Origin of the sequence: Arthrobacter sp. 35W, from assembly GCF_000482545.1 — a bacterium.
Classification (GTDB): Bacteria; Actinomycetota; Actinomycetes; order Actinomycetales; family Micrococcaceae; genus Specibacter.
On record NZ_KI519455.1, the window covers coordinates 426,403 to 450,144 of the forward strand.

22 protein-coding genes are annotated in these 23,742 nt (G+C 68.7%); 3 read left to right on the forward strand and 19 right to left on the reverse strand.

The genetic code is table 11. The features are described 5' to 3' along the window. Positions 1 to 110: 110 nt before the first annotated feature. The 8 genes from K254_RS0114100 to K254_RS0114135 form a co-directional block, all read right to left on the reverse strand. Positions 111 to 1,007 (reverse strand): ABC transporter permease, encoded by an 897-nt coding sequence (locus K254_RS0114100; RefSeq protein ID WP_026555911.1) that lies wholly within the window; start codon positions 1,005 to 1,007, stop codon positions 111 to 113. After that, positions 1,000 to 1,743, reverse strand: a complete 744-nt coding sequence (locus tag K254_RS0114105; RefSeq protein ID WP_026555912.1) for an ABC transporter ATP-binding protein — start codon at positions 1,741 to 1,743, stop codon at positions 1,000 to 1,002. Before K254_RS0114105 ends, K254_RS0114100 begins: the two co-directional genes overlap by 8 nt. A 164-nt stretch (positions 1,744 to 1,907) precedes the next feature. Further along, entirely contained in the window at positions 1,908 to 3,068 is a 1,161-nt protein-coding gene (locus tag K254_RS0114110) for an ABC transporter substrate-binding protein (RefSeq protein ID WP_026555913.1), read from the reverse strand. Positions 3,069 to 3,466: 398 nt separating this feature from the next. Continuing rightward, positions 3,467 to 4,303: a sugar phosphate isomerase/epimerase family protein gene (locus K254_RS23325; protein ID WP_035750211.1), complete on the reverse strand. Its 837-nt coding sequence runs from the start codon at positions 4,301 to 4,303 to the stop codon at positions 3,467 to 3,469. Continuing rightward, on the reverse strand, positions 4,303 to 5,310 hold the full coding sequence (locus K254_RS0114120) for a hydroxyacid dehydrogenase (protein ID WP_026555914.1): 1,008 nt from the start codon (positions 5,308 to 5,310) through the stop codon (positions 4,303 to 4,305). Before K254_RS0114120 ends, K254_RS23325 begins: the two co-directional genes overlap by 1 nt. A gap of 107 nt (positions 5,311 to 5,417) precedes the next feature. Continuing rightward, positions 5,418 to 6,338, reverse strand: a complete 921-nt coding sequence (locus tag K254_RS0114125) for a sugar phosphate isomerase/epimerase family protein (protein WP_026555915.1) — start codon at positions 6,336 to 6,338, stop codon at positions 5,418 to 5,420. After that, positions 6,335 to 7,510, reverse strand: coding sequence for a dihydrodipicolinate synthase family protein (locus K254_RS0114130; protein WP_051389475.1), 1,176 nt, complete (start codon positions 7,508 to 7,510; stop codon positions 6,335 to 6,337). The genes K254_RS0114125 and K254_RS0114130 overlap by 4 nt, the downstream gene beginning before the upstream one ends. A gap of 101 nt (positions 7,511 to 7,611) precedes the next feature. Further along, positions 7,612 to 8,790, reverse strand: coding sequence for a Gfo/Idh/MocA family protein (locus K254_RS0114135; RefSeq protein WP_026555917.1), 1,179 nt, complete (start codon positions 8,788 to 8,790; stop codon positions 7,612 to 7,614). A 178-nt stretch (positions 8,791 to 8,968) separates the two neighbouring features. On the opposite strand from K254_RS0114135, the gene K254_RS0114140 reads away from it, so the two are divergent. Further along, positions 8,969 to 9,982 (forward strand): LacI family DNA-binding transcriptional regulator, encoded by a 1,014-nt coding sequence (locus K254_RS0114140; RefSeq protein WP_026555918.1) that lies wholly within the window; start codon positions 8,969 to 8,971, stop codon positions 9,980 to 9,982. 305 nt (positions 9,983 to 10,287) lie between these two features. Here the strand turns inward: K254_RS0114140 and K254_RS0114145 are convergent, their stop codons facing one another. The 8 genes from K254_RS0114145 to K254_RS0114180 all read right to left on the reverse strand — a co-directional run bounded on the left by K254_RS0114145 (position 10,288) and on the right by K254_RS0114180 (position 18,509). After that, entirely contained in the window at positions 10,288 to 11,694 is a 1,407-nt protein-coding gene (locus K254_RS0114145; RefSeq protein ID WP_035750213.1) for a sulfate adenylyltransferase subunit 1, read from the reverse strand. After that, the gene (gene cysD, locus K254_RS0114150; RefSeq protein ID WP_026555920.1) at positions 11,694 to 12,638 is read right to left on the reverse strand and encodes a sulfate adenylyltransferase subunit CysD; all 945 of its coding nucleotides are present in this window, start codon (positions 12,636 to 12,638) and stop codon (positions 11,694 to 11,696) included. The genes K254_RS0114145 and cysD overlap by 1 nt, the downstream gene beginning before the upstream one ends. After that, a complete protein-coding gene (locus tag K254_RS0114155) occupies positions 12,635 to 13,375 on the reverse strand; it encodes a phosphoadenylyl-sulfate reductase (protein ID WP_051389235.1) in 741 nt (246 codons plus the stop codon). The genes cysD and K254_RS0114155 overlap by 4 nt, the downstream gene beginning before the upstream one ends. Next, complete coding sequence (locus K254_RS0114160) at positions 13,372 to 15,129, reverse strand: nitrite/sulfite reductase (RefSeq protein WP_026555922.1); 1,758 nt, start codon at positions 15,127 to 15,129, stop codon at positions 13,372 to 13,374. The genes K254_RS0114155 and K254_RS0114160 overlap by 4 nt, the downstream gene beginning before the upstream one ends. Positions 15,130 to 15,203: 74 nt before the next feature. After that, a complete protein-coding gene (locus tag K254_RS0114165) occupies positions 15,204 to 15,902 on the reverse strand; it encodes a sirohydrochlorin chelatase (protein WP_026555923.1) in 699 nt (232 codons plus the stop codon). Between the two features lie 16 nt (positions 15,903 to 15,918). Beyond that, complete coding sequence (locus K254_RS0114170) at positions 15,919 to 16,137, reverse strand: YegP family protein (RefSeq protein ID WP_026555924.1); 219 nt, start codon at positions 16,135 to 16,137, stop codon at positions 15,919 to 15,921. A 183-nt stretch (positions 16,138 to 16,320) separates the two neighbouring features. Continuing rightward, positions 16,321 to 17,568: an ABC transporter permease gene (locus tag K254_RS0114175; RefSeq protein ID WP_026555925.1), complete on the reverse strand. Its 1,248-nt coding sequence runs from the start codon at positions 17,566 to 17,568 to the stop codon at positions 16,321 to 16,323. Further along, positions 17,568 to 18,509, reverse strand: a complete 942-nt coding sequence (locus tag K254_RS0114180; RefSeq protein ID WP_026555926.1) for an ABC transporter ATP-binding protein — start codon at positions 18,507 to 18,509, stop codon at positions 17,568 to 17,570. The genes K254_RS0114175 and K254_RS0114180 overlap by 1 nt, the downstream gene beginning before the upstream one ends. A gap of 112 nt (positions 18,510 to 18,621) precedes the next feature. Between K254_RS0114180 and K254_RS23330 the strand changes: the two genes are divergently transcribed. Both K254_RS23330 and K254_RS0114190 read left to right on the forward strand, forming a co-directional pair. Further along, positions 18,622 to 19,281, forward strand: coding sequence for a trimeric intracellular cation channel family protein (locus K254_RS23330; protein WP_035750217.1), 660 nt, complete (start codon positions 18,622 to 18,624; stop codon positions 19,279 to 19,281). A 40-nt stretch (positions 19,282 to 19,321) separates the two neighbouring features. Further along, the gene (locus tag K254_RS0114190) at positions 19,322 to 19,741 is read left to right on the forward strand and encodes a hypothetical protein (protein WP_026555927.1); all 420 of its coding nucleotides are present in this window, start codon (positions 19,322 to 19,324) and stop codon (positions 19,739 to 19,741) included. A gap of 693 nt (positions 19,742 to 20,434) precedes the next feature. Here K254_RS0114190 and K254_RS0114195 read toward each other — a convergent pair. From K254_RS0114195 to K254_RS23335, 3 genes are read right to left on the reverse strand one after another with little or no spacing between them, the layout of a single operon-like run. Beyond that, positions 20,435 to 21,538, reverse strand: a complete 1,104-nt coding sequence (locus K254_RS0114195) for a polyprenyl synthetase family protein (protein ID WP_026555928.1) — start codon at positions 21,536 to 21,538, stop codon at positions 20,435 to 20,437. After that, a complete protein-coding gene (locus K254_RS0114200) occupies positions 21,535 to 22,857 on the reverse strand; it encodes a geranylgeranyl reductase family protein (RefSeq protein WP_026555929.1) in 1,323 nt (440 codons plus the stop codon). Before K254_RS0114200 ends, K254_RS0114195 begins: the two co-directional genes overlap by 4 nt. Further along, on the reverse strand, positions 22,858 to 23,640 hold the full coding sequence (locus K254_RS23335; RefSeq protein ID WP_155848584.1) for a demethylmenaquinone methyltransferase: 783 nt from the start codon (positions 23,638 to 23,640) through the stop codon (positions 22,858 to 22,860). Positions 23,641 to 23,742 lie beyond the last annotated feature (102 nt).

Sequence of the window (23,742 nt, forward strand, 5' to 3'; positions counted from 1 at the left end):
ACCCGTTCACGGGGCGTCACGCGGGGACATATTTGCCACCGCCCGAAAGCACTGTGAAAGCGCGGGGGAAGCGCCCGGAAAACGCCCGGCTCCGCTTGGGAGCCAGGGGCCTAGCGGGTGCTGCCGGAGAGCAGTCCGCGGCCGCGGAGCAGGCGCTTTTCGATCGGTGCGAACACCAGCAGTTCCACGATGATGCCCACGAAGAGGATCAGCAGGATGGCCGAGAACACGACGCTCATGTCGGACAGCGTGCGGCCCTGGTCCAGCAGCGAGCCCAGGCCAAAGCCCATGGTTCCGCCGACGGTGATGATCTCCGCGGCCATGAGCGAGCGCCAGGAGAAGGCCCAGCCCTGCTTCAGCCCTGCCACGTAGCCCGGCAGTGCCGCGGGCAGCACGATCTGCAGCGCCATCTCCAGCCGCGAGGCGCCGAGGACCTGGCCCACGCGGCGGTATTGCGGTGGGATCTGGTCCACGCCGGCAATGAGGCCGTTGACCATCGAGGGGATGGCCCCCATCAGCACCACAAAGTAGGCGGTGCCGTCGGTGAGCCCAAACCAGAGGATGGCGGCCGGAACCCAGGCCACCGAGGGCAGCACCTGCAGGCCGGAGATGAGCGGCCCAAACGCCCGGCGCAGCAGTTTGACCTGGGCCAGCAGCAGGCCCAGTGGGGTCGCCACTGCCACAGAGATCAGGAAGCCGACCAAGCCGCGCTGCAGCGAGGTCCAGACGGCCTGCTGCACGCTGCCCTCGCCCCACAGCGTGCTGAGCGAGCCGATCACATCCAACGGTCCGGGCACGATGTCGCGGCGCCGGAAGCCGAGGGAGACATAGACCTGCCAGGCCACCAGGATCACCAGGAAGGCGGCCAGGGGCAGCAGGACGCGGGTCCAGTCGACACCGTGCTTGGCGGTGGTCTCGGATTGGAGCGAATCCAGCCCGGCCTCGAGCTGGCGGAAGTCGTCGGGGGAGCCCTGTTTCAGGACGGGTGCTGTGACGGTCTCAGGCATGACGGCGGATCTCCTCGCGCAGGCGGGTGGTGATGGCGCCGGTCAGCTCTCCGGCCTTGCCGGCATTGGTGCGGTGCTCCTCGGAGACCTCCCACTGGGCCACGACGCGGCCGGGGCGGGAGGAGAGCAGCAGCACACGCTGGCCCAGCCGCACCGCCTCGCGCACATTGTGGGTGACAAAAACGATGGTGCGCCCGGTTTCCTTCCAGATCCGCTCCAGCTCGTCGTGCAGCAGGTCGCGGGTGATGGCATCCAGGGCCGCAAAGGGCTCGTCCATCAGCAGCAGCGGGCGGTCCTGGGCCAGGGCCCGTGCCAGCGACACGCGCTGGCGCATGCCGCCGGAGAGTTCGTGCGGGCGCTTGTCCGCGGCCTCGGCCAGGTGGACCAGCTCCAGCAGCTCCATGGCGCGGGTGCGGCGCTCGGCCCGGCCCACGCCGCGCAGCTTCAATGCCAGCTCAACATTGCCTCGGGCAGAGATCCACGGGAACAGTGCCGAGTCCTGGAACATGAACGCTGCACCGTCGCTCGGCACCTCCAGCGCACCGCTGCTGGGCTCTTCCAGCCCGGCGATGATGTTCAGCAGCGTGGACTTCCCACAGCCGGAGGCACCCAGCAGGGCCACGAACTCGCCCTGCCCGATGGTCGCGTTGACGTCCTCCAGCACGGGGGCGCCGGAACCGAAGCGCTTGCCCAGGTTTTCCAGGACGACGGCGGCTTCGCGCCGGGGCGCGGCCAGGGAGGGGGCCGGGTCCGTGGACACAGCTGCATGCGGCACCGCCGTTTCAGACACGGCCGTTTCCGACACTGCTGCTTCAGGTGTTGCTGCCACGATCCCGTCCTCCTCTGTGCTGCGGGCGGCTGTTGCCGCGCCGCTCCCGGCTATGGAAGCCGCCGTCGTGCTCACTCTGTGCCCAGCCCTGCGGCCGAGGCGGTAGGCTGACCGGCGTCCTTCAGGACGGCGTTCAGCGGGGCCAGATCAAAGATTCCGTTGATGTCCGCCTGCTTGGTGACGCCGGCGGTGACTCCGTGTTCCAGCAGTTTCGGGTAGGTGGCGGCCAGTGGATCGGCGGTGAACGTCAGCGCCGACAGCGAGCGGGCCAGGACATCGGCCGGAAGCGTAGCGCCCGCAGCTTCCTTGAGGCCGGCATTGATGACATCGCCGGCGGTGCCGGGGTTGTCCTTGATCCACTGCACGGAGGCCACGTGGCCGCGGAGCAGGGCCTTCACGGTGTCCGGGTGCTCCTTGAGGAAGGAGGCGTTCACGATCAGGATCGTGGTGGTGAACTGGCCCTTGTCCCAGAGGTCCTTCTCATCCACCAGCACCTTGGCGCCGGCCTGCAGCACCAGCCGCGAGGCCCAGGGCTCCGGCAGCCAGGCGCCGTCGAGCTTGCCGTCCTGGAACAACTTCAGCGTCTGGGCGTTTTCGGTCGGGTTGATGGCGACGTCGCCGCCGCCGTCGGGCGTGGTCTTCAGGCCCTGGTCGGCCAGCCAGGAACGCAGTGCGACGTCCTGTGTGCCGCCCAGCTGCGGGGAGGCCAGCACCTTGCCCTTGAGGTCCGCGGCCGATTTGATGGCCGGGTTGACCACGAGCTGGGCCCCACCGGAGGCGGCGCCGGCGATGATCCGGATGGACTCGCCCTTGCTCTTGACGAAGGAGTTGATGGCCGGGTTCGGGCCCAGGTAGGCGGCGTCGATGGCACCGGCATTGAGCGCCTCGATGGCGGCCGGTCCGGCGTTGAAGACCTGCGTGCTGAGCTTGGTGGAGCCGAGCTCCTTCTGCAGCAGGCCCTTCTGCAGACCCACCAGTGCGGGGGCGTGGGTGACGTTGCCGAAGTAGCCGAGCTTGAGCTCGGTGGCCGGGGAGGCCACGACGGCGGGCTGTTCGGCGGGCTTGTTCTGGTTGCCCAGGGTCACGGAGGCGACGGCGGCACCGGCGCCAATGAGGAGAACGAGGCCTGCGACGAGGCCTATCTCCAGTGCCCGGCGGCGGCCCTTGGGCTTCTCACCGGCGACGATGCGTGTGGTGGCCGGTTTATTGGTGTGCTGCGGTTCTTCAGACATGGGGGGTGCTCCTAAACTGTGCGGATGATGGCGATGGGGGCGTAGCTAGGCCGCGCAACATCGCCGCATTCGTCCGCCGGAGCGGTGCTGCCCGGAGGCAGACAGGGGGGTCCGGGGGTGCAGAGCGGGAGTGGTCATTCCTCCACGGTAGGGAATGCTCTTCTGGCCTTCAATGGCGGGGAAACGCCAGGTCACGCAGGGTCACGCAGCGTCACATTCCGGGGCATGAATCTGGGGGTTGGGCCCGTCGAATCCAGGCGCGACAGACGTGTCCCCGGTTGGCGACGTCGTTCCCCTCCGACGACGCGGTAGTGGACGCGTCCGCAACGGGGTGGCGCGTCCCCGGCCGCCGCCGTCAGCCGTCAGCCGTCAGCCGTCAGCCGTCAGCCGTCAGGAGATCAGACCTTGGCGAACCAGTTGTTCAGGGCCGCGAGGGCGGTGTCGAGGTCGGGGATGTCGGGGTGCCAGGCCTTCTCCCATTCGAGGGAGAGCCAGCCGCCGGCGCCGTCGCGGGCCTCCATCAGCGCTGCGATCTCCGCCACGGGGATGTCCCCCTCCCCCACCAGCTCGGGGTGGCCGGCCATCGTGGCGTCCTTGATCTGGGCGTAGGCCAGCCAGGGGTCTAGCGCCGCCAGCGTCTGCTCCGGCGACTCCCCCGCCCGGGCCGGGTGCACCATGTCCCAGATGACGCGCACGCCGTGGCCGGGCACGACGGCGTCCAGGGCCGTCAGGACGCGGGCCAGGTCCGCACCGCGCGGGTGGGAGTCGTGGGTTTCCAGCAGAATCACCGGACCGCCGGCCGTCCCTGAGCCGGCGCGGAGCGCGAGCACTGCGGCGGCCAGCCGGCGCAGCATCCGCTTGTCCGCGGCGGAGCGGTGCATGCGGACGTCGATGCCACCGGCGGGGGCGCCGGCACCCGGGAACACCCGCACGCCACCGGCACCCAGGTCGCGTGCCAGCTCCAGCTCGGCCTCTAGCGCCGCAAGCACCTGGGCGTCGTCCTGGTCCGGGGCGCCGATGCGGACGTAGGAGGCCACGCCCAGCACCTCGATCCCGGCGGCGGCAAGGGCCCCGCGCAGTGCGGCGCGCTCGGCGGTGGACAGGCCGGTGTGCACCAGCTGGCCCTCGCCCGAGCGCAGTTCCAGACCCGTGGCACCGTGCCGGACGGCCAGCTCGACCACGTCCTCGAGCGTGGCCCCCGGGCAGCCGAGCGTAGAGAATGCCAATTTCGCCATCAGGCGGTCCTTCCCAAAATGTCCTGGTCCAATGCGTACAGCAGTTCTTCGCCGCGGGCGGCCCGGCCAGCCTCGGCCAGCGCCGTGTCCGCCAGTCGTGCGAGTTCAACGCCCAGCGACCCGGCCGCGTGCGGAGTGAGCAGCACGTTCGGGTGGTCGTAGAAGGGGTGGTCCGGATCCAGCAGTTCCGGCGTGGTGACGTCCAGGACGGCGTAGAGATCGCCACCCTGGATACGGCGGACCAGCGCGTCCTGGTCCACCAGACTGCCCCGGGAGGTGTTGATGAAGGTCGCCCCGGGGCGGATGAGGCCCAGTGCGCGTTCGTCGATCATGTGCCGCGTTGCCGGAATCTCCGGTGCGTGCACGGTGACGACGTCGGACGTGGACAGCAGCTCGTCCAACCCCACCGCCGTGACGCCCAGTTCGGCGGCCTCGGCGTCGGAGAGGTACGGGTCGAAGACCACCACGTCGAAGGCGAAGGGCTTCAGCAGCCCCAGCAACGCCCGGCCTATCCGCGAGGCCCCCACCACGCCGATCCGCTGCCCGTAGTTGCCCATCGCCGGGTACAACGACTCCATGGGAACCCTGTTGCGGGTGCTTTTCAGCGTGGCGGCCAGCTGCAGAACCTTTTTGTTGGCCAGCAGGATCATGGCCAACGTGTACTCGGCCACGGGGATCGCATTGGCGTCCGCGGCCGTGGAGACCCTGATGCCGCGGTTGAACACCGCCTCGCCCACATGCCCCTTCACCGACCCGGCCGCATGCAGCACAAAGCGGAGGTTGGGCGCGAGCGCCAGCACCTCCTCGGTCAGCGGCGGGCAGCCCCAGCCCGTCACGAGGGCGTCCACGCGGGCAAGGACTGCCGCGGCGTCCGGGGATGTGAAGTCTGCCAGCGGCCGCGGCGACAGCAGCACCAGCTCCGGGTCGAGGGCGGCCAGGCGCTCCGAGGGGAACATCCGTTCCGCCACGCTCGGACCCATCGCCAGAGCGATGTTCAGCGGTGCCATCGTGCCTCCTTGGGCCCCGTGCGGGCCATTGTGTACGCGGCCACCCGCGGGGACGTTCGGTGCGTCCCCGCGGGTGGCCGCGGTGGTGGAATGCCGTGCCGGGTCCGCTACGGGACCGGCACTGCCCCCAGACTAAGCGACGGCTCCACCAGGGATGCCCAACGCTCCTTGACCGTTTCAACGACGTCGGCGGGCGGGGCGTTCCAGATCTCCTGGTTGAAGATCTCCACCTCCACCACGCCGTCGTAGCCGGCCGCAGCCACCCACTCGCCGATCGGCGCAAAGTCGATCACGCCGTCGCCCATGAACCCGCGCGACAGCAGGGCATCGGCGGCGATGGGCAGGTTGAAATCGCACACCTGGTAGGAGGCAATGCGCCCCTCCCGCCCGGCGCGGGCAATCTGGGCCTCCAACGCCGGGTCCCACCAGACGTGGAAGGTGTCGACGACGACGCCGACGGCCTCCACCGGGTGGGGCGCGGCCAGATCCAGGGCCTGGCCCAGGGTGGAGACGACGGCGCGGTCCGCTGCGTACATCGGGTGCAGCGGTTCGATCACCAGGCGCACACCGTGTTCCAGCGCGAAGGGCACCAGTTCGGCCAGCCGGGCCGCCACATTGGCACGGGCGGCCAGCAGGTCCCTGCCACCGGCGGCAGGGGCGGTGGCCGTTCCGCCGTCGACAGCACCGGGGGCGACACTGAAGGCGGGCAGACCGCCCACCACCATGATCAGCTCCGTGGTGCCGAGCGCCTTGGCTTCCAGGATGGCCGCCTGGTTGTCGGCCAGGGCGGCCGCAGCACCGGCCGGATCCGCGGCCGTCAGGAAGCCGCCGCGGCACAGGCTGGAGACGGAGAGCCCGGAGGCCTTGACCATCTCCACGGCCTGCTCCAGGCCAACCTCGGCCACCTTGTCGCGCCACAGGCCGATGTGGCCCAGGCCGGCGGCCCGGCACAGCTCCAGCGCCTCGGCCAGCGAGGCCTTCTTGATCGTGGCCGTATTCAGCGACAGGCGCCCAAACACGGCGCTCACAGCCCGGCCCCGATTTCGGAAGGTCCGGCGATCCCGGCACCGGCCAGGAACGTCCGCATCCTATCGGCGGCAACCGCCGGCTCCAGCAGGAGCCCGGCGGCGTCGGCCAGGCGGAACAGCTGGACCAGGTGGGCCACGCTCCGTCCGGAGTGCAGCCCGCCCACCATGGCAAAGCCGGGCTGGAAGCCGTTGAGCCAGGCCAGGAAGGCGATCCCCGTCTTGTAGTAGTACGTGGGCGCCTCGAAGATGTGCAGCCCCAGCTCCCGGGTGGAGTCCAGGATGGCGCGGGCGCGCACCGGATCCCCGGCGTCGTAGGCCTGCATCGCCGTGGAGGCGGCGGGTGCGATGGCCGCAAAGATGCCCAGCAGGGCATCCGAGTGGTGCTCGCCGTCGCCGTCGATCAGCTCCGGGTAGTTGAAGTCGTCCCCGGTGTACAGGCGCACGCCGGCCGGCAGCGCGGCGCGCAGGCGGACCTCGTGGGCGGCATCCAGCAGGGACACCTTCACGCCATCCACCTTGTCCGCGTGGGCGGAGATCAGTTCCTGGAACGTCGCGGTGGCGGCGTCGACGTCCTCGCTCCCCCAGTAGCCCGCAAGCGCCGGGTCGAACATGGTGCCCAGCCAGTGCAGCACCACGGGTTCGCGGACCTCGGCCAGCAGCGTGGAGTACACGTGCAGGTAGTCCGCCGGGCCGGTGGCCACGCGGGCCAGGGCGCGGGAGGCCATCAGGATCACCTTGGCACCGGATTCCTGAACCACCGCGATCTGCTCACGGTAGGCGGCGAGGACGGCGTCCAGCCCGGCGGCACCGGGTTCAACGGTGGCCGGATCCAGCTGGTCCGTGCCGGCGCCGCAGGCCAGCAGGTCGCGGAGCGTGCGCTCGGCCGTGGCAATGCCGGCGGCCTCTGCCGCGCTGCGGCGGATGAGCTCCTGCGTGGCGGGCCAGTCCAGGCCCATGCCGCGCTGGGCGGTGTCCATGGCATCGGCAATGCCCACGCCCCAGCTCCACAGCTCGTGGCGGAACGCCAGCGTGGCATCCCAATCGATGTCCGCCGGGGAGCCGGGCGTATTGCTGCCCAGCACCTTCGGGGCCACATGGGCCGCGGCGTACACCTTGCGGGAGGTGATCAGTGCCTCGGGTTTGGTCCAGGGACCGGTTTCTCCGAGCAGCATTTCCTCAAGCACGACAGCGCCGGACGTGCCGGTGCCGACCGGCAGCAGGATGCTGGGTCCGGTGCCCTCTTCTGCCTTTATCTCTTCTTGCAGCTGGGTGGTCACAGCGCGATCTCCGGGATGTCCAGGGTGCGGCGCTCGGCGGAGGACTGCAGTCCCAGCTCGGCCAGCTGAACGCCGCGGGCTGCGGAAAGCAGGCCAAAGCGGTGCTCGCGGCCGGCGATGACGTCGCGCAGGAATTCCTCCCACTGCAGCTTGAAGCCGTTGTCCAGGTCGGCGTTCGCGGGGACCTCGGCCCACTGCTCGCGGAAGGCCTCCGTGACGGGCAGGTCCGGGTTCCAGACCGGCTTGGGGGTGTTGCCTCGCTGCTGGGAGACGCATTTGCGCAGACCGGCGACGGCGGAGCCGTGCGTGCCGTCCACCTGGAACTCCACCAGCTCGTCGCGGTACACGCGCACGGCCCAGGAGGAGTTGATCTGGCCGACGACGGCGTCGCCGGACGGGGTCTCCAGGTCGAAGATGCCGTAGGCGGCGTCGTCGGCGGTGGCCTTGTACTCGTTGCCTGCCTCGTCCCAGCGGGCCGGGATGTGGGTGGCGGTCTTGGCGTTGACGCTCTTGACCTGGCCAATGATGCCTTCGAGCACGTAGTTCCAGTGGCAGAACATGTCGGTGGTCATGCCGCCGCCGTCTTCCTTGCGGTAGTTCCAGGACGGGCGCTGGGCCGGCTGGATGTCGCCCTCGAAGACCCAGTAGCCGAATTCGCCGCGGATGGAGAGGATGCGGCCGAAGAAGCCCTCATCCACCAGACGGCGCAGCTTGACCAGGCCCGGCAGGTACAGCTTGTCGTGCACCACGCCGGCGGTGACGCCGGCGTCGCGGCCGATGCGGGCCAGCTCGATGGCCTCCTCCAGCGTCTCCGCCGTCGGCTTCTCGGTGTAGATGTGCTTGCCGGCGGCCATGGCCTTCTTCAGGGTGGCGGCGCGCAGGCTGGTCATGGAGGCGTCGAAGATGACGTCCACGGACGGGTCATTGATGACGGAGTCCAGATCCGTGGTCCACTCGTCCACGTTGTGCAGCTTGGCCAGCTCGCGGACCTTCTCCTCATTGCGGCCAACCAGGATCGGCTCGATGGCCACCTTGGTGCCGTCCTCCAGAACCAGGCCGGAATCGCGCAGCGGCAGGATGGAGCGCAGCAGGTGCTGGCGGTAGCCCATGCGTCCGGTGATGCCGTTCATGGCGATGCGGAGCACGGTGGGCCGCGGCGAAGTTTGCTCAGTCATGGGGTCTCCCTGGAGGTTGTGTGAAACATTGGAAAGCGCTTTCCAAGATAGACTGGATCCAGCCGCCGCGTCAATGCCATTTCGCGAAGATGTTCTGAAAATGGTGCAATGGCCCTGCAGCACCCGCCCGTCACGCCAGCAATTCCCCCAGCCGTTACCGTCAGCGAAGGAGCCCTCAGTGGCCGTCACCCTCAGCGATGTGGCCCGCCACGCCGGAGTATCCCTGGCCACCGCCTCCCGCGTGCTCAACGGCTCGGACCGCACCCCCGCAGCCGGCATTGCCGAGCGCGTCAAGGCCGCTGCGGTGGAGCTGGGGTACGTCGCCAACGCCCAAGCCCAGGCCCTCGCGCGCGCCGCCACCCGGCTGGTGGGGCTGGTGGTCCACGACATCGCGGACCCCTATTTCTCCACCATTGCCCGCGGGGTGCAGCACAGCGCCGGGGAAAAGGGGCGCCAGGTGCTGCTGGCCAGCTCCGACCATGGTCCGGAGGCCGAGCTCGATGCGGTGTCGGCGTTCATCGCCTACCGCACGGACGCGATCATTCTGGCCGGATCCCGCAGTGAAACGCCCGATCCGGCGCTGACCGCCCTGCTGGCCGGCTACATCGCCGGCGGCGGCCGCGTGGTGACCTTGGGCGCCACCGATGTGCCGGGCGCGCAGCATCTGGACCTTGCCAATGAAGCAGGGGCCTTCGAACTGGCCAGCGCGCTCATCGCGCGCGGCAGTACGCGTTTCGCCATCCTGGCCGGCCCCGGCACGCTCACCACGGCGCGCCAAAGGGCCGCCGGCTTTGCCCGTGCGTTGGGAGCGGCGCAGCTGGCCCCCCTCGCCGTCGTCGAGGGTCCCTTCACCCGCGAGGGCGGGTACGACGCCGCCCTCCAGTGCCGTGCGCTGCTGGAGGGGGCGCCTGGGGCCGGGGAGGCGCCGCTGTGCCTGCTTGCCGCCAACGACGTCATGGCCCTCGGCGCGATGACGGCGATGCGGGGTCTGGGTCTGCGGGTGCCCGAGGACGTGCAGATTGCCGGCTTTGACGACATCCCCACCCTGCGCGACCACTCCCCCGCACTGACCACCTACCGGCTGCCGCTGGAGCAGATCGGCCACCTCGCCGCAGAGCTCGCCCTCGCCGGAACCGCCGAAGGCCCTGTCCACGTGGCGGGCGAAGTGGTCCTCCGCGAAAGCGCCGGCTGAGCCGACCACCCGGCTGGCGACGTCGAATCCCGGTGCGACGGGCGCGTCCCCGATGGGCGACGTCAAACCCCCTCCAGGACGCATTAATAGGCGCATCCTGGGCGGGGAATTGCGTCATGGCGGCAGCTGCACGCCCCCTGGTCTCGCACCCACTGCTGGCTTAAACGCCAAGGTCGACAGTTCGGGATTTTTCGCAGGCGACGTCAAGGGCCGCAGGCCGCGCAGCGGCCGTCGCGGCACAGTCGCCGGAAAAATCCCGAACCGTCGACCCGGTGGGGCAGACCGTCCGAAGCGCGTCGAGAACGTTAGATGACGTAGCGCTCGTCTTCATGGTCGCCGGGGTGGTCCTTGACCAGACCTGCGGCCAGCGTGTTGCCGTCCTGCGGGTCGATCACCAGGAACGCACCGGTGCGGCGGTGTCCGGCATAGTTCTCCACCGGCAGCGGGGAGGCGAGGCGGATCTGCGCGGAGCCGATGTCGTTCAGGTCCAGGCCCGACGCCGGCTCCTCGCGGAAGGTGTCCAGATCCAGTTTGCCGGTGACGGCGCGGATGAGGCCCTGCACCGTGCGGCTGCCGTGCTTGATCAGCACCTTGGAGCCCTCGCGCAGCGGCTTGGGCGAGAGCCAGCACAGCTCCGCGTACAGGTCCTGCGTGGCCTCGGCGAAGGTGCCGGAGGCGGCAATCAGGTCTCCGCGGGCAATGTCGATCTCATCGGCCAGGCGCAGCGACACGGACTGCGGCGCCACGGCCTTCTGCAGTTCCACACCGGCGAAGTCGATGCCCACCACGGTGGTCGTGCGGCCCGAGGGCTGCACCGTGATGGCGTCGCCCACCGATACGGAGCCCGAGGCCACCTGGCCGGCGTAGGCACGGTAGTCACGGAAGGCGGCACCGCCGTCGGCCGCGGCGGCCAGCTCCGGAGCCAGCGCACCCTGCGGACGCACCACCAGCTGCACCGGGAAACGGAACGGCTCAAGGCCGCGCTCCAGATCGTCGGTGGACGGCAGGGTCTCCAGGACGTCCAGCAGGCTGGGTCCGGTGTACCAGGGGGTGTTGGTGGAGCGGTCCACCACGTTGTCGCCCTCGAGCGCCGAGACCGGCACCACCAGGACATCGTCCAGGCCAAGCTCGGCCCCCACACGCTGCACATCGGCGGCGATGGTGGTGAAGATGTCCTCGCTGAACCCGACCAGGTCGATCTTGTTCACGGCCACCACCACATGCGGCACGCGCAGCAGGCGCAGCACCGACATGTGCCGGCGGGTCTGCTCCAGCACACCCTTGCGGGCATCGATGAGCACGACGACGGCGTCGGCCGTGGACGCGCCGGTCACCGTGTTCTTGGTGTACTGAACGTGTCCGGGGCAGTCGGCCAGGATGAAGCTGCGGCGGTCGGTGGCGAAGTAGCGGTAGGCCACATCGATGGTGATGCCCTGCTCGCGCTCGGCGCGCAGGCCGTCGGTCAGCAGTGCCAGGTCGATCTTCTGCACACCCTCGGCGCCCTCGCCGCCAAAGCCGCGGTCGGCGGAGGTGCGGGCAACGGCGTCGAGCGTGTCGGCCAGGATCGCCTTGGAATCGTGCAGCAGGCGGCCCACCAGGGTGGACTTGCCGTCGTCGACGGAACCGGCGGTGGCAAAGCGGAACAGGGTGGAGGAGCTGAAGTCCGCCTCGAACTCGTCGAGGCCGGCCAGCGGAGTGTCTGAATTGCTCATTAGAAGTAGCCGTCCTTCTTGCGGTCTTCCATGGCTGCCTCGGAGATCCGGTCATCGGCCCGGGTGGCGCCACGTTCGGTGAGGGTGGAGGCTGCTACCTCGCGGACAACATCGTGCACAGTGGCGGCGTCGGAGGCGACGGCGCCGGTGCAGGACATGTCGCCGACGGTCCGGTAGCGGACCGTCTTGGTGATGACCTGCTCATCGGCGCGGGGCTCGGAGACCGGCCCCACCGCACGCCACATGCCGTCGCGGGCGTAGACCTCGCGGTCGTGGGCGTAGTACAGGCCGGGCAGCTCGATGCCTTCGCGGGCGATGTAGCGCCACACATCCAGCTCGGTCCAGTTGCTGATCGGGAACGCGCGCACATGCTGGCCCACCGTGTGGCGGCCGTTGTACAGGTTCCACAGCTCGGGGCGCTGGTTGCGCGGATCCCACTGGCCAAACTCGTCTCGCAGGGACAGGATGCGCTCCTTGGCGCGCGCCTTGTCCTCATCGCGGCGGCCGCCGCCAAAGACGGCGTCGAACTTGTTCTTCGCAATGGCATCCAGCAGCGGCACCGTCTGCAGCGGGTTGCGCGTGCCATCGGCCCGCTCGGCCAGCTCGCCGCTGTCGATGAACTCCTGTACGGAGCCCACCACCAGCTTCAGGCCCAGGCGCTCCACCGTGCGGTCGCGGAAGTCGATGACCTCGGGGAAGTTGTGGCCGGTGTCCACGTGCAGCACCGGGAACGGGACCTTGCCGGGCCAGAAGGCCTTGGTGGCCAGGTGCAGCATGACGACGGAGTCCTTGCCGCCGGAGAACAGCAGCGCCGGGCGCTCGAACTCGGCCACCACCTCGCGGATGATGTGGATGGCCTCGGATTCCAGCAGGTCCAGGGAGTTCAGCCGGGCATCAGGGGTCACAGCGTGCTCAACCTTCAGATTCTCAGTGTGGGTGCTCATACGTGAAGTCCGCATTCTGTCTTGGAGGTGCCGGCCCAGCGGCCGGAACGGGGGTCTTCGCCTGCGGCGACTTTCTTGGTGCAGGGGGCGCAGCCGATGGAGGGGTAGCCCTGGGACAGCAGCGGGTTCACCGGCAGCAGGTTGTCGTCCGAGTACTCCACCAGATCGTCAAAGGTCCAGGTGGCCACGGGGTTCACCTTGACGAGGCCGTTGTTGGCGTCCCAGGTGACCAACGGCGTGTTGGTGCGGGTGGGGGCCTCATCGCGGCGCACACCGGTGAACCAGAGTTCGTAGCCGGTGAGCGACTTCTTCAGCGGCCCCACCTTGCGCAGCGCACAGCACTGGGCGGGGTCCCGGGCGAAGAGGTCCTTGCCGAGCAGAGAATCCTGCTCGGCCACGGTGGTTTCGGGCAGGACGTCGACGACGTTGACGCGCAGGTTGGCGGCCACCTCGTTGCGCGTGGCGTGGGTCTCCGGGAAGTGGTAGCCGGTCTCCAGGAACAGGACGTCAACGCCGGGAAGCTGGTCCGCAACAAGGGCCGGCAGCACGGCGTCGGCCATGGAGCAGGCGACGGCGACGGCGGAGGTGGCGAAGTTGCGCGCCACCCAGGCGATGACCTCCTGCGCGGTGGCATCCCAGCCGAGCTCGGCGGCACCGGACTCGGCGAGGGCCTGCAGCTCCTCTTGCGTGCGGTGCGGGGCGGCAGCGCCGGCTCCGGCCTTCAGCTCCGTGCTCATTGCAGCAGCCCTTCGTCGGCGCGGTGGGCGAATTCGGCGAAGGTTTCGCTCGATTCGCGGTGGGCGATGTAGACGCGGATGACGCGTTCCACGTAGTCGGGGAGGTCCGCGGCAGTGACCTTCAGGCCGCGGATGGTGCGGCCCAGGCCGGCCTCGGCGCGGTTGTCGGTGGCGAGCCCGCCGCCCAGGTGGACCTGGAAGCCGGGGGCCGTGCCGCCGTCGTCGGTCGGGAGCATCATGCCCTTCAGGCCGATGTCCGCCGTCTGGATGCGGGCGCAGGAGTTGGGGCAGCCGTTGATGTTCAGCGCGATGGGCTGGGTGAGCTCTCCGCTGTCCACCAGGTCCGCCAGTCGGCGCTCGAGTTCGGCGATGGCGTGCTTGGCCGTGTCCTTGGTGTTCACGATGGCCAGCTTGCAGTACTCGATGCCGGTGCAGGCGATGGTGGAACGGCGGAACAGGGACGGGCGGGCGCTCAGACCCAGCGCATCCATGGCCACGATCAGCGGCTCAACCTGCTCCTTGGGCACATCCAGCACCACCAGCTTCTGGTGCGGGGTGGTGCGCAGGCGGTAGGAACCGTGCGCCTCCAGGGTGTCGGCCAGCTGGGTCAGGATGGTGCCGGACACGCGGCCCACGGTGGGGGCGACGCCGATGAAGAACTTGCCGTCCTTCTGCTCGTGCACACCGATGTGGTCGCCCGGGGACGTCGGCTTGGGGGCGGCGTCGCCGTCGGGCAGCTTGTGGCCGAGGTATTCGTCCTCCAGGATCTGGCGGAACTTGGCGGTGCCCCAGTCGTTCAGCAGGAATTTCAGGCGTGCCTTGGTGCGCATGCGGCGGTAGCCGTAGTCGCGGAAGATGCTGGTGACGCCCAGCCACACCTCGGCGGCGATCTCGGGTGCCACGAAGACACCCAGACGCTCGGCCAGGCGCGGGTTGGTGGACAGGCCACCACCCACCCAGAGGTCGTAGCCGGCACCCAGCTCGGGGTGCACCACGCCCACCAGCGCAAAGTCGTTGATCTCGTGCACCACGTCCTGGGACGGGTGGCCGGTGATGGCTGTCTTGTACTTGCGCGGCAGGTTGGCCAGCTCGGGGTCGCCGATGAACCGGCGGCTGAGCTCGTGGATCAGCGGCGTGGGGTCGATGATCTCATCCTTGGCAATGCCGGCCACCGGGCTGCCGAGGATGACGCGCGGCACGTCGCCGCAGGCCTCGGTGGTGGACAGGCCGGCGGCCTCCAGGCGGTTCCAGATCACCGGAACGTCCTCCACACGCACCCAGTGCAGCTGGACGTTCTGGCGGTCCGTCAGATCTGCGCTGTCGCGGCCGAACTCCGTGGAGATCTCGCCGATGACGCGCAGCTGCTCGGTGCTCAGGGCGCCGCCGTCGATGCGGACGCGGAGCATGAAGTACTTGTCCTCGAGCTCGTGCGGCTCCAGGGTGGCGGTCTTGCCGCCGTCGATCCCCTGCTTGCGCTGGGTGTACAGGCCCCACCAGCGGAAGCGGCCGTGCAGATCGGTGCCCTCGATGGAGTCGAAGCCTTCCTTGGAGTAGACCTTTTCGATCCGCTCGCGGACGCTCAGGCCGCCGTCGTCCTGCTTCCACGCCTCATTGGCGTTCAGCGGGGCGGTGCCGTCGATCTTCCACTGGCCGTGCGGCTTCGCTGCCGGGCGGGTGCGGGCGGGGCGGGCCGGAGCTGCGCCGTGCGCATCAGTGGAGTCGGTGGCTGCTCCGGCTAGAGCTGTCTGTGTCATGAATCGAGGTTAGGTTGGCGACGCTGTGTGACGCAGCGGGGCCGCAATGTTGGGTCACTCAGAGCAATATTTCGTCACACGGCGCCGTCGGCAACGACGGCGTCGAACCGCTCCAGCGCCAGCTCGGCAATGAGCGGCGATGGCAGCAGCGGGGGCGAGACGACGTCGGCACCGGCCAGCGACAGCTGGTCGTGGAAGTAGCCCGGCGCCAGCAGATACGAGGCGATGGCCACGTGGGTGCAGCCGCGGGCACGCAGGGCGGCGACGGCGTCGGGCACGGACGGCTCGGCGCTGGCGCCGTAGCCGGCCAGCACCGGTTCACTCCGGAGCCCCTGCAGGTCCGCAGCCAGTTCGGCCACGCTCTCGGCGGCTTCGGGATTGGAGGAGCCTGCGGCCGCCAGCACCACGCCCCAGCTCCCGCCGTCTATGGCGTCCAGGGTGCCCAGACGCTCGTCCAGCAGCGCTGCCAGACGAGGGTCCGGGCCCAGCGGTTCGGCCGCAGCCAGGGACGGACGCGAGGCCACGGCCTCGGCGATGTCCACCCGGACGTGGTAGCCCACCGAGAGAAGGAGCGGGACGACGACGGCGGGAGCCCCCGCGGGCAGCGAGCCCACCACGGCGGGAAGGGCGGGGTCCTGGACGTCCACATAGGCTTCCAGGACATCCACGCCCGGGCGCAGTGCGGCAATGTCGGCGCGGATCTGGTTGATGCGCGCCTGCCCCTCGGCGTTGTTGGTTCCGTGGGCGCAGGCGATGATGGCTGGTGTTGGCATGGCAGAAGCCTATGCTCTAGGAGATGGAACCCGTATTGCTGGTCCTGTCCACAACGAGCCCGGTGGCTGCGTTCTCGCGCACGGCATTGATGCCGGCGACCACTGCCTTGATGCTCGGGAAGTCCGGGGACACTGCCACCACGGAACCATCACCGGACCTCAGCTTGAAACTAAAAGTATCCTTCGGACCCTTGACGATCTCGAATGCTCCTGCCACGTCTTTACTGCCTTCCATTGTTGGATGCGTCGGTGCATCTCATCCTCGAATGCCCCCAGGTTGCCCCAGAGGGCCAAATCCCTTTGAGCATATAGGCAGGCTGGCGGGGTTTTCCGACTACTGGCGGGTATGCGGCAACACTGCGCAAACGGGCGAAATGTGACGCAGATCATTAACCTCCGGGGGCACATGTGGTGTAGGTTACATCTTTCGCCCACGTGCCGGAGCGCGGCCAAACGCCTCCTTGAGCGAGAGTTTGCGGGAGTATTCGATGGAGCCGTAGCGGAACAGGTGGACAGCAACGCGCAGGGCGATGAACCCCAACACGAAGAGCTCCACAATCACGATGCCCGCCTCGACGGGCCCCAGCGAGCCAAAGGCATTGCGGAGCATGGCCGTGACGGGCGCGGACATCGGGAAGTATGTGAAGATCTGCACGATCAGGGCCTGCGGATCGCTGACCACCAGCGCCACGGCGTAGAACGGCACAAAGATCATCGCGATGACCGGGCCAAAGACGGTGTTCGCTTCCTTCACCGTGGGCATCACGGCGCCGATGGCCACCAGCACACCTGTGAAGAGGATGAAGCCGCCCAGCAGCAGAAGGGCACCGACCAGCATCGGCCAGAACTGCAGGTTCAGGTGCGACAGATCGAAGTCGGGCATATTGAGCCTGTCGCGGAAGAAGAGATAGCCCACCACGATGGGGGCGCTGAAGACCACCATCTGCACCAGCCCCACCATAAACAGCGAGAGCACCTTGCCCACCACCAGCGTGGTGGGGTTCAGCGTTGTCAGGATCATCTCCGTGACGCGGTTTTCCTTTTCCTCCAGAGTGGACGCCAGCATCTGGTTGGCCAGCAGAATGATCACCGCATAGAAGATGACCAGGAAGAACAGCGGCGGCACGACGGAGCCGATGCCCCCGGATTCCACACCATTCTTGAACGTCTGCGAGGTTGTGGAAAATTCACCCTGGACCAGCGCGCTGAGCTGCGGGGAGCCGATGGCCTTCTGCGCCGAGAGCACCATCAGCTGCCGGGCGACGGCGTCGTAGGCTCCGTTCTTGAAGATCCCGTTGTCCACCCCATATACACGCACGGGATCCTTGGCCGGGTCCGCGGGAAAGTCGAAGAAGGCCGCCAGGGTGCCGTTCTTGACGGCGTCGACGGCGGCCGCCGGATCCGCCGGATCCGCCGCCGTCGAGCCGCCCATGGCGGTGGCGATGGCCGGGTCGATGACACCTGACGCGTCCGCATAGCTGAAATCGAGCTTCTCGTTCTTCTGGGCATCGGCGCTCGAAGAGGTGGAGGAGCTGCTGAGGAAGACCAGACCGAAGATCACGGCCAGGAGCACCGGAATGGCCAGCGTGGCAATCCAGAAGCGCCGCTTCTTCACTGTGCGCAGGAATTCGAAGGACACCACTGTGCCCAGATTGTGCCGTGCCATCAGTGCTGCTCCTGCCCTGCCGGGGCGTTCTCGTCCCCGTACACCTCGATGAATATGTCCTCCAGAGACCGCTTGGCCGCCGTGAACCCGCGCACCGCCACGCCCGCCTCCACCAGGGCGCGGAGCACCTCGGCCTCGTCCACGCCGTCGGCCAGGCCCAGCTCGGCGTAGTTGGTTTCACGCACCGAGACGGTGAACTTGTCCGACGCCGGGAGCGCGCCGCTGTACTTGAGCCGCACGGTGCGTCCGCCGTAGAGGTTCTGGACCTCGTCGATGGTGCCGTAGGCCTCGGCCCGGCCATTTTTCAACAGCACGATCCTGTCGCACAGCCGCTCCACCTCCTCCATCTGGTGGGTCACCATCACCACCGTGGCGCCGGCCAGCTTGCGCTCCTCGATGATGTCCATGAGCAGGCGCCGGTTCACCGGGTCGAAGCCCTTGGTGGGCTCGTCCAGAATCAGCAGCTCGGGATCGTTCATGATGGTCACGCCCAGCTGGACCTTCTGCTGCTGGCCGCCGGAGAGCTTGTCCAGCCGCACTGAGGCCTTGTCCCCCAGATTCACCCGCTCCAGATAGTCCAGGGCAAAGGTCCGCGCCGCAGCCTTGCCCAGCCCCTTGAGCCGGCCGAAGTAGACCATCACGTCCAGCACCGACTCCTTCTTGTAGAGCCCGCGCTCCTCGGGCAGATAGCCCAGCCGCGAGCCAAAGGTGTCACTGAAGACGCGCCCGTCGATGTGCAGGGTCCCCGCCGTGGGCCGGTAGATGCCCAGCAGGGCCCGGATGGTGGTGGTCTTGCCGCTGCCATTGCTGCCCAGGAACCCAAAGGTCTCCCCGCGGAGGACGTCAAAGGAGAGGTCTTCGATGACAGTCTTCTCGCCAAAGTCCATGCGGAAATTCTGGATGTGGACAAGTGGCGCAGCGCCGGGTGTGGCCGAAGTCATGCCCCCAGCCTAGCCATTCCTCCCCCGTCCGCCCCGGACTGCCGCCGCCGGCCCGGTGCCGCCGCGTACGCTGGACTGTACGCTTGGCAGCCAAGTCCCCCCGGAGCACCTCATGACCTTTGACCTTGCCTTGGCCCTGGACCTTCTGGGTGTCTTTTTCTTCGCCGTGTCCGGCTCCCTGCTTGCCGCCCGCAAGGGCTTCGATCTGGTGGGTTCACTGCTGCTGGGCTCCATGGTGGGGCTGGGCGGCGGCGTGGTGCGCGACGTCATCATCAACAACGGCGTCCCCGCCGCCTTCTCCAACCCGATCTACCTGGTGCCGGCGCTGGTGGCCGCCATGGTGGTCTACCTGCTGCCCCGCGGAGTGGAGCGGACCGGGCGCCTGCTGCTGGTGTTCGACGCCGGCGGGCTGGCGCTCTTCTGCATCACCGGCACGCTCAAGGCTCTGGGTGCAGGGCTGAATCCGGTGGCCGCCATCCTGCTGGGTGTCACCACGGCCGTGGGCGGCGGCATTCTGCGCGACATCACCGCCAACGAGGTGCCGCGGCTGTTCGACCCGACCGACCTGTATGCCATCCCGGCCTTCCTCGGTGCGGGGTTGACCACGCTGCTGTTCCACCTGGACGCCCTCAATCTGGCCACCGGCTCCGCCGTCGCGGCCGCCGTCTTCGCCTTCCGCGTGCTCAGCCTGAAGTTCGGCTGGCACGCGCCCCTGGCCGCACGCAGCTGGCGTGTGCCCCGCCGCACCGGCCACAGCGTCGGCCACGGCTAGGATTGGGTACTGATCCGCCCGACGATTTCTGGAGACACAGATGAGCGATATTTTCCTGGAGAAGTTCCGCGGCCTGGTGCCCATGTACCTGGATGAGCCGTGGCAGGAATCGGACGGCATCCCCTTGGATGAGCTGGACGAGGCCCTGGCCGAACACTCCTTCCCGGTGCCGCTGGTGCTGCGCGAGTTCCTGCACGCCGTCGGCGGCTGCGAAGAACTGATGGAGGCGTACCACTACTTCTGGGACCCGGACGAGCTGGAGGTCATCGACGGCTACCTGTGCTTCCTCGAGGACGAGGACGAGGAATACACCTGGGGCATGCGCGTGGACCAGCTGGACGTGCCGGACCCGATCGTGTGGCGCCGCAACAACGGCCGCGGCAGCTGGACCAGCGAAGAAGGGACCTTCAGCGAGTTCGTCCTGGATCTGCTGGACTTCTCCTTCTCCGAAGACGACTAGTCTCCGCATAGACCACGACCGCTGCCGTTTCGGTCATGCGCTGCTGATGCAACAGCAGCACATGACCAGAACGGCAGCGGTTTTGCGTTGTGCACCAACCTCGCGGCCGGCAGCCCCATGCACCTCCAGCCGGGGATTTTCCGGCGACTGCAGCACTCGGCGTCGTGCGTGGGGGCCTCCGGGATCGAAGTCTTCCGGCGACTGGGCCCCCAGGCCGCAAGCGGCCTCGGACCCTTTGACGTCGCCTACGAAGACTCCGATCCCTGCGGCCCCGTTGGCTGGCCTTGCGGCCGCTGGCCGCAGGGCCGGCCGGGCCACGCGCCCGGCCTGTCGGCCGCGGGCGCCGCGGCCGACAGGCCGGGGCCCGCTTGGGGCGGCGGACTTGGGTTTTTCGTAGGCGGCGTCAAAGGACGCAGGCCGCCCCGCGGCCGTCGCGGCCCTAGCCGCCGGAAAAATCCAAGTCCGCCGGCCGCCCAACGGGGAACGCCGGGTGCTGCAGTCGCCGGAAAACCCCGGGCTGCAGGGCCACACCCGACGCACACGGCACATCCGGCTGTGCGGTCGGAACCGAGGCAGCAGTTGTGGCGGCCTGGACGGTGCCGGAGCCGCCAGTGCTGCTGGGTCGATCCGCAGACAGAACGACGGCGCGTCCCCGGGTGGGGGACGCGCCGTCGTTGGTTGGGCTTGGGTGCGCTAGACGTCGCGGGAGACCACGGCCAGGGCGAAGGAGCTCAGAGCGGTCTTGACGACGCCCTCGGGCAGCGGTTCCAGGGCGGCGACGGCGTCATCGGCCCACTGGCGGGCCACCGTCCAGGACTCGGCGGTGGCCTCGTGGGAGCGCAGCGCGGCAACGGCCTCGGCCAGCGCCTCATCGCTCGTCAGGTCGCCGTCCACCAGGGCCAGGACCTCGGCTGCGGAGGCATCGCCGGCAGCGGCGGCCTTGCGCAGCAGCAGCACGGGCAACGTCGGAACACCCTCGCGCAGATCCGTGCCCGGGGACTTGCCGGACTTGACCTTCGCACCTGTGACGTCGATGACGTCGTCGGCCAGCTGGAAGGCAACGCCCACCTTCTCGCCGTACGCCAGCAGCACTGACTGCATCTGGCGGTCAGCTCCGGCAAAGATGGCACCGAGCTGGCCGGAGGCGGCCACCAGCGAGCCGGTCTTGTCCGCGATGACCGAGAGGTAGTGCTCCAGCGGATCCTCGTCCGGGCGCGGGCCCACCGTCTCGTGCAGCTGGCCCAGGCACAGCCGCTCGAAGGTGCGGGCCTGGATGCCCAGGGCCTCGCCGCCGAGCTCGGACACCAGGATGGAGGCACGGGCAAAGAGCAGGTCCCCCGTGAGGATGGCAACGCTGTTGCCCCAGACCTCGTGCGCCGTGGGGGCGCCCCGGCGGAATGGCGCGGAGTCCATGACGTCGTCGTGGTACAGAGTGGCCAGGTGGGTCAGCTCGACGACGACGGCGGCCTGGATCACCTCGGACCGGGTGGGGTCGCCCAGATGGGCGGCCAGCAGGGTCAGCAGCGGACGGATCCGCTTGCCGCCGGCCTCAACCAAGTGCCGGCTCGTGGCATCGGCCAGCGGGTCGGAGTTGGCGATGGCTTCGCGCAGCTGCTTCTCCACCTTGGCCAGGCTCATGGAAATGGCTGGGCCAAGATCATCGTCTTCGGCGATCGCGGCAAAGCCTTTGGGGAGCTTCAAGGCCGTGGCAATGGCCATGGTGGTCGGATCCGGCTCAGCGGAGTCTGGCAGGCCGTGCCCGGCGTGGGTCCAGCTGTGGTCTGCGGAAGTAGTCACTTCTTTACACTAACTATCGAAGGGGATTGTTGCTCGTTCGCCGCGGTTCGGCCCTGGTTGCTGGTGGCGGGCACCAGCTTCTCCAGCAATGCGATCACTCTGTCTTCAAAGGCCTTGCCACCGGTGTCGGTCAGATTGGCCATCATGCGCACCACGAAGCGCATCAGCACCGGCACGGGCATGCCCGTGCGCAGCGCCAGCTTCATGATCTGCGGCTTGCCGATCAGCTGGGCAAACACCCGCCCCAGCGTGAAGTGGCTGCCCCACTGGCCGCGGATGTAGCCACTGTAGCTGGCCAGGGCATGGTCGGCGGCAAGGCGGGAGTTGGCCCCCGCGGCACGCTCGATGAACTCCGCGGCGAAGCGGGCCGATTCCATGGCGTAGGAGATGCCCTCGCCATTGAACGGACTCACCATGCCGCCGGCGTCGCCCAGCAGAAGCATTCCGGGCGAATAGTGCGGGGTGCGGTTGAAGCCCATGGGCAGCGCGGCGCCGCGGATCTCGCCCACCTGGTTCTCGGGCGTGAAGCCCCATTCGGCGGGCATGCCGGCGGTCCAGTCGCGCAGCACCTGGCGGTAGTCCAGCTTGCCGAATTCCTTGGAGGAGTTCAGGATGCCCAGGCCCACATTGGCCGTGCCATCGCCGACGCCGAACACCCAGCCGTAGCCGGGCAGCGGGTTGCCGTGCTTGTCCGGCAGCTCCAGCCAGCCCTCCATCCAGTCGTCCTCATGGCGGGGGCTGGTGAAGTAGGTCCGGTAGGCAACCCCGAGCGGACGGTCGTCGCGCTTGTGCAGCCCCAGGGACACGGCGGTGCGGGTGGAGTTGCCATCGGCGGCCAGCACCACATCGGCGTCAAAGGTTCGGGTTTCGCCCGTCTTCTTGCCGGCGTCGTCAAGCAGGGCCGCCGTGGCGCCGACGACGCGGCCGGCGTCGTCCGTCACGGCGGCGTTGACGCTGTGGCGCTCCAGCACGACGGCGCCGGCGGACTGGGCGTGGCGGGCCAGGGACTCGTCGAAGCCGAGGCGGGTGCGGATCAACCCGTACTGGGGGAAGTCGCTGAGCTCGGGCCAGGGCACCTCAACGGTGCGCCCGCCGGCCTTCAGGCGCAGGCCCTTGTTCCTGCGCCAGCCTTCGGATGCCTCGTGCGGCAAACCCAGCTTCTGGATCTCGCGGACGGCGCGCGGAGTCAGGCCGTCACCGCAGACCTTTTCGCGGGGGAAGGCTGTCTTTTCCAGCACCGTGACATCCATCCCGGCCTGGGCAAGGTAGTACGCGGCGGTGGAGCCGGCAGGCCCGGCGCCAACAATAAGGACCTTCATCTAGCTCTTGGCCCGGGTGGTCTTCCGGCGCTTGGTCGCGGCGGTGGCGCTCTGCGCACCGGCGGGCACCTCGTGGTCTGATTCCGGGGCCAGCGGCTTGGTGGCGCGGTGGACGGCGACGATGCCGCCGCTGAGGTTGCGGTAGGCCACGTTCTCCCAGCCCGCCTCCACCAACCAGGCTGAGAGGTGGTCCTGGTCCGGCCAGGCGCGGATGGACTCGGCCAGATAGACGTAGGCATCCGGGTTGGAGGCGACCTTGGTGGCGATGGCCGGCAGAGCGCGCATCAGGTACTCGGTGTACATCGTGCGCCACAGCGGCACCGTCGGGTGCGAGAACTCGGCCACCACCAGCTTGCCGCCGGGCTTGGTGACGCGCAGCATCTCCGCCAGGCCCTTCTTGGCATCCGTGACATTGCGCAGGCCGAAGGAAATGGTGCTGGCGTCGAAGCTGTTGTCGGCGAAGGGGAGGTTGGTCGCGTCACCGGCGATGAAATCAATGTCGGGGCGGCGGCGCTTGCCCACCTTGAGCATGCCCACGGAGAAATCGCAGGCCACCACGGACACACCGGCGTCGGCGTAGGGCTCGGAGGAGGTGCCGGTTCCGGCAGCCAGGTCCAGCACGCGCTGGCCGGCGGTGGCGCCCACGGCGTCCACCACAATCCGGCGCCAACGGCGCGTCTGCCCCATCGACAAGATGTCATTGACGATGTCGTATTTGGGCGCAACGTCATCAAACATTGCGGCAACTTCTTCCGGACGCTTCTCCAACGATGCACGGTTCACCGTCCAAGTGTCTCAAACTTTGCCAGCCGCTGCCTGCCGGGCAACCACCATCCGCTCCCCCCGCCGTGGCAACAGCGCGGCCGCTGCCCTGCCCTGCGGACC

Coding starts and splice junctions, on each gene's coding strand:
- K254_RS0114170 (WP_026555924.1), bottom strand. CDS start 16,137: ATGGAAGGCAGTAAAGACGTGGCAGGAGCATTCGAGATCGTCAAGGGT.
- K254_RS0114130 (WP_051389475.1), bottom strand. CDS start 7,510: ATGCTGCTCGGAGAAACCGGTCCCTGGACCAAACCCGAGGCACTGATC.
- K254_RS0114190 (WP_026555927.1), top strand. CDS start 19,322: ATGAGCGATATTTTCCTGGAGAAGTTCCGCGGCCTGGTGCCCATGTAC.
- K254_RS0114155 (WP_051389235.1), bottom strand. CDS start 13,375: ATGAGCACGGAGCTGAAGGCCGGAGCCGGCGCTGCCGCCCCGCACCGC.
- K254_RS23325 (WP_035750211.1), bottom strand. CDS start 4,303: ATGGCGAAATTGGCATTCTCTACGCTCGGCTGCCCGGGGGCCACGCTC.
- K254_RS0114175 (WP_026555925.1), bottom strand. CDS start 17,568: ATGGCACGGCACAATCTGGGCACAGTGGTGTCCTTCGAATTCCTGCGC.
- cysD (WP_026555920.1), bottom strand. CDS start 12,638: ATGAGCACCCACACTGAGAATCTGAAGGTTGAGCACGCTGTGACCCCT.
- K254_RS23330 (WP_035750217.1), top strand. CDS start 18,622: ATGACCTTTGACCTTGCCTTGGCCCTGGACCTTCTGGGTGTCTTTTTC.
- K254_RS0114145 (WP_035750213.1), bottom strand. CDS start 11,694: ATGAGCAATTCAGACACTCCGCTGGCCGGCCTCGACGAGTTCGAGGCG.
- K254_RS0114160 (WP_026555922.1), bottom strand. CDS start 15,129: ATGACACAGACAGCTCTAGCCGGAGCAGCCACCGACTCCACTGATGCG.
- K254_RS0114110 (WP_026555913.1), bottom strand. CDS start 3,068: ATGTCTGAAGAACCGCAGCACACCAATAAACCGGCCACCACACGCATC.
- K254_RS0114135 (WP_026555917.1), bottom strand. CDS start 8,790: ATGACTGAGCAAACTTCGCCGCGGCCCACCGTGCTCCGCATCGCCATG.
- K254_RS0114200 (WP_026555929.1), bottom strand. CDS start 22,857: ATGAAGGTCCTTATTGTTGGCGCCGGGCCTGCCGGCTCCACCGCCGCG.
- K254_RS0114100 (WP_026555911.1), bottom strand. CDS start 1,007: ATGCCTGAGACCGTCACAGCACCCGTCCTGAAACAGGGCTCCCCCGAC.
- K254_RS0114180 (WP_026555926.1), bottom strand. CDS start 18,509: ATGACTTCGGCCACACCCGGCGCTGCGCCACTTGTCCACATCCAGAAT.
- K254_RS0114120 (WP_026555914.1), bottom strand. CDS start 5,310: ATGGCACCGCTGAACATCGCTCTGGCGATGGGTCCGAGCGTGGCGGAA.
- K254_RS0114165 (WP_026555923.1), bottom strand. CDS start 15,902: ATGCCAACACCAGCCATCATCGCCTGCGCCCACGGAACCAACAACGCC.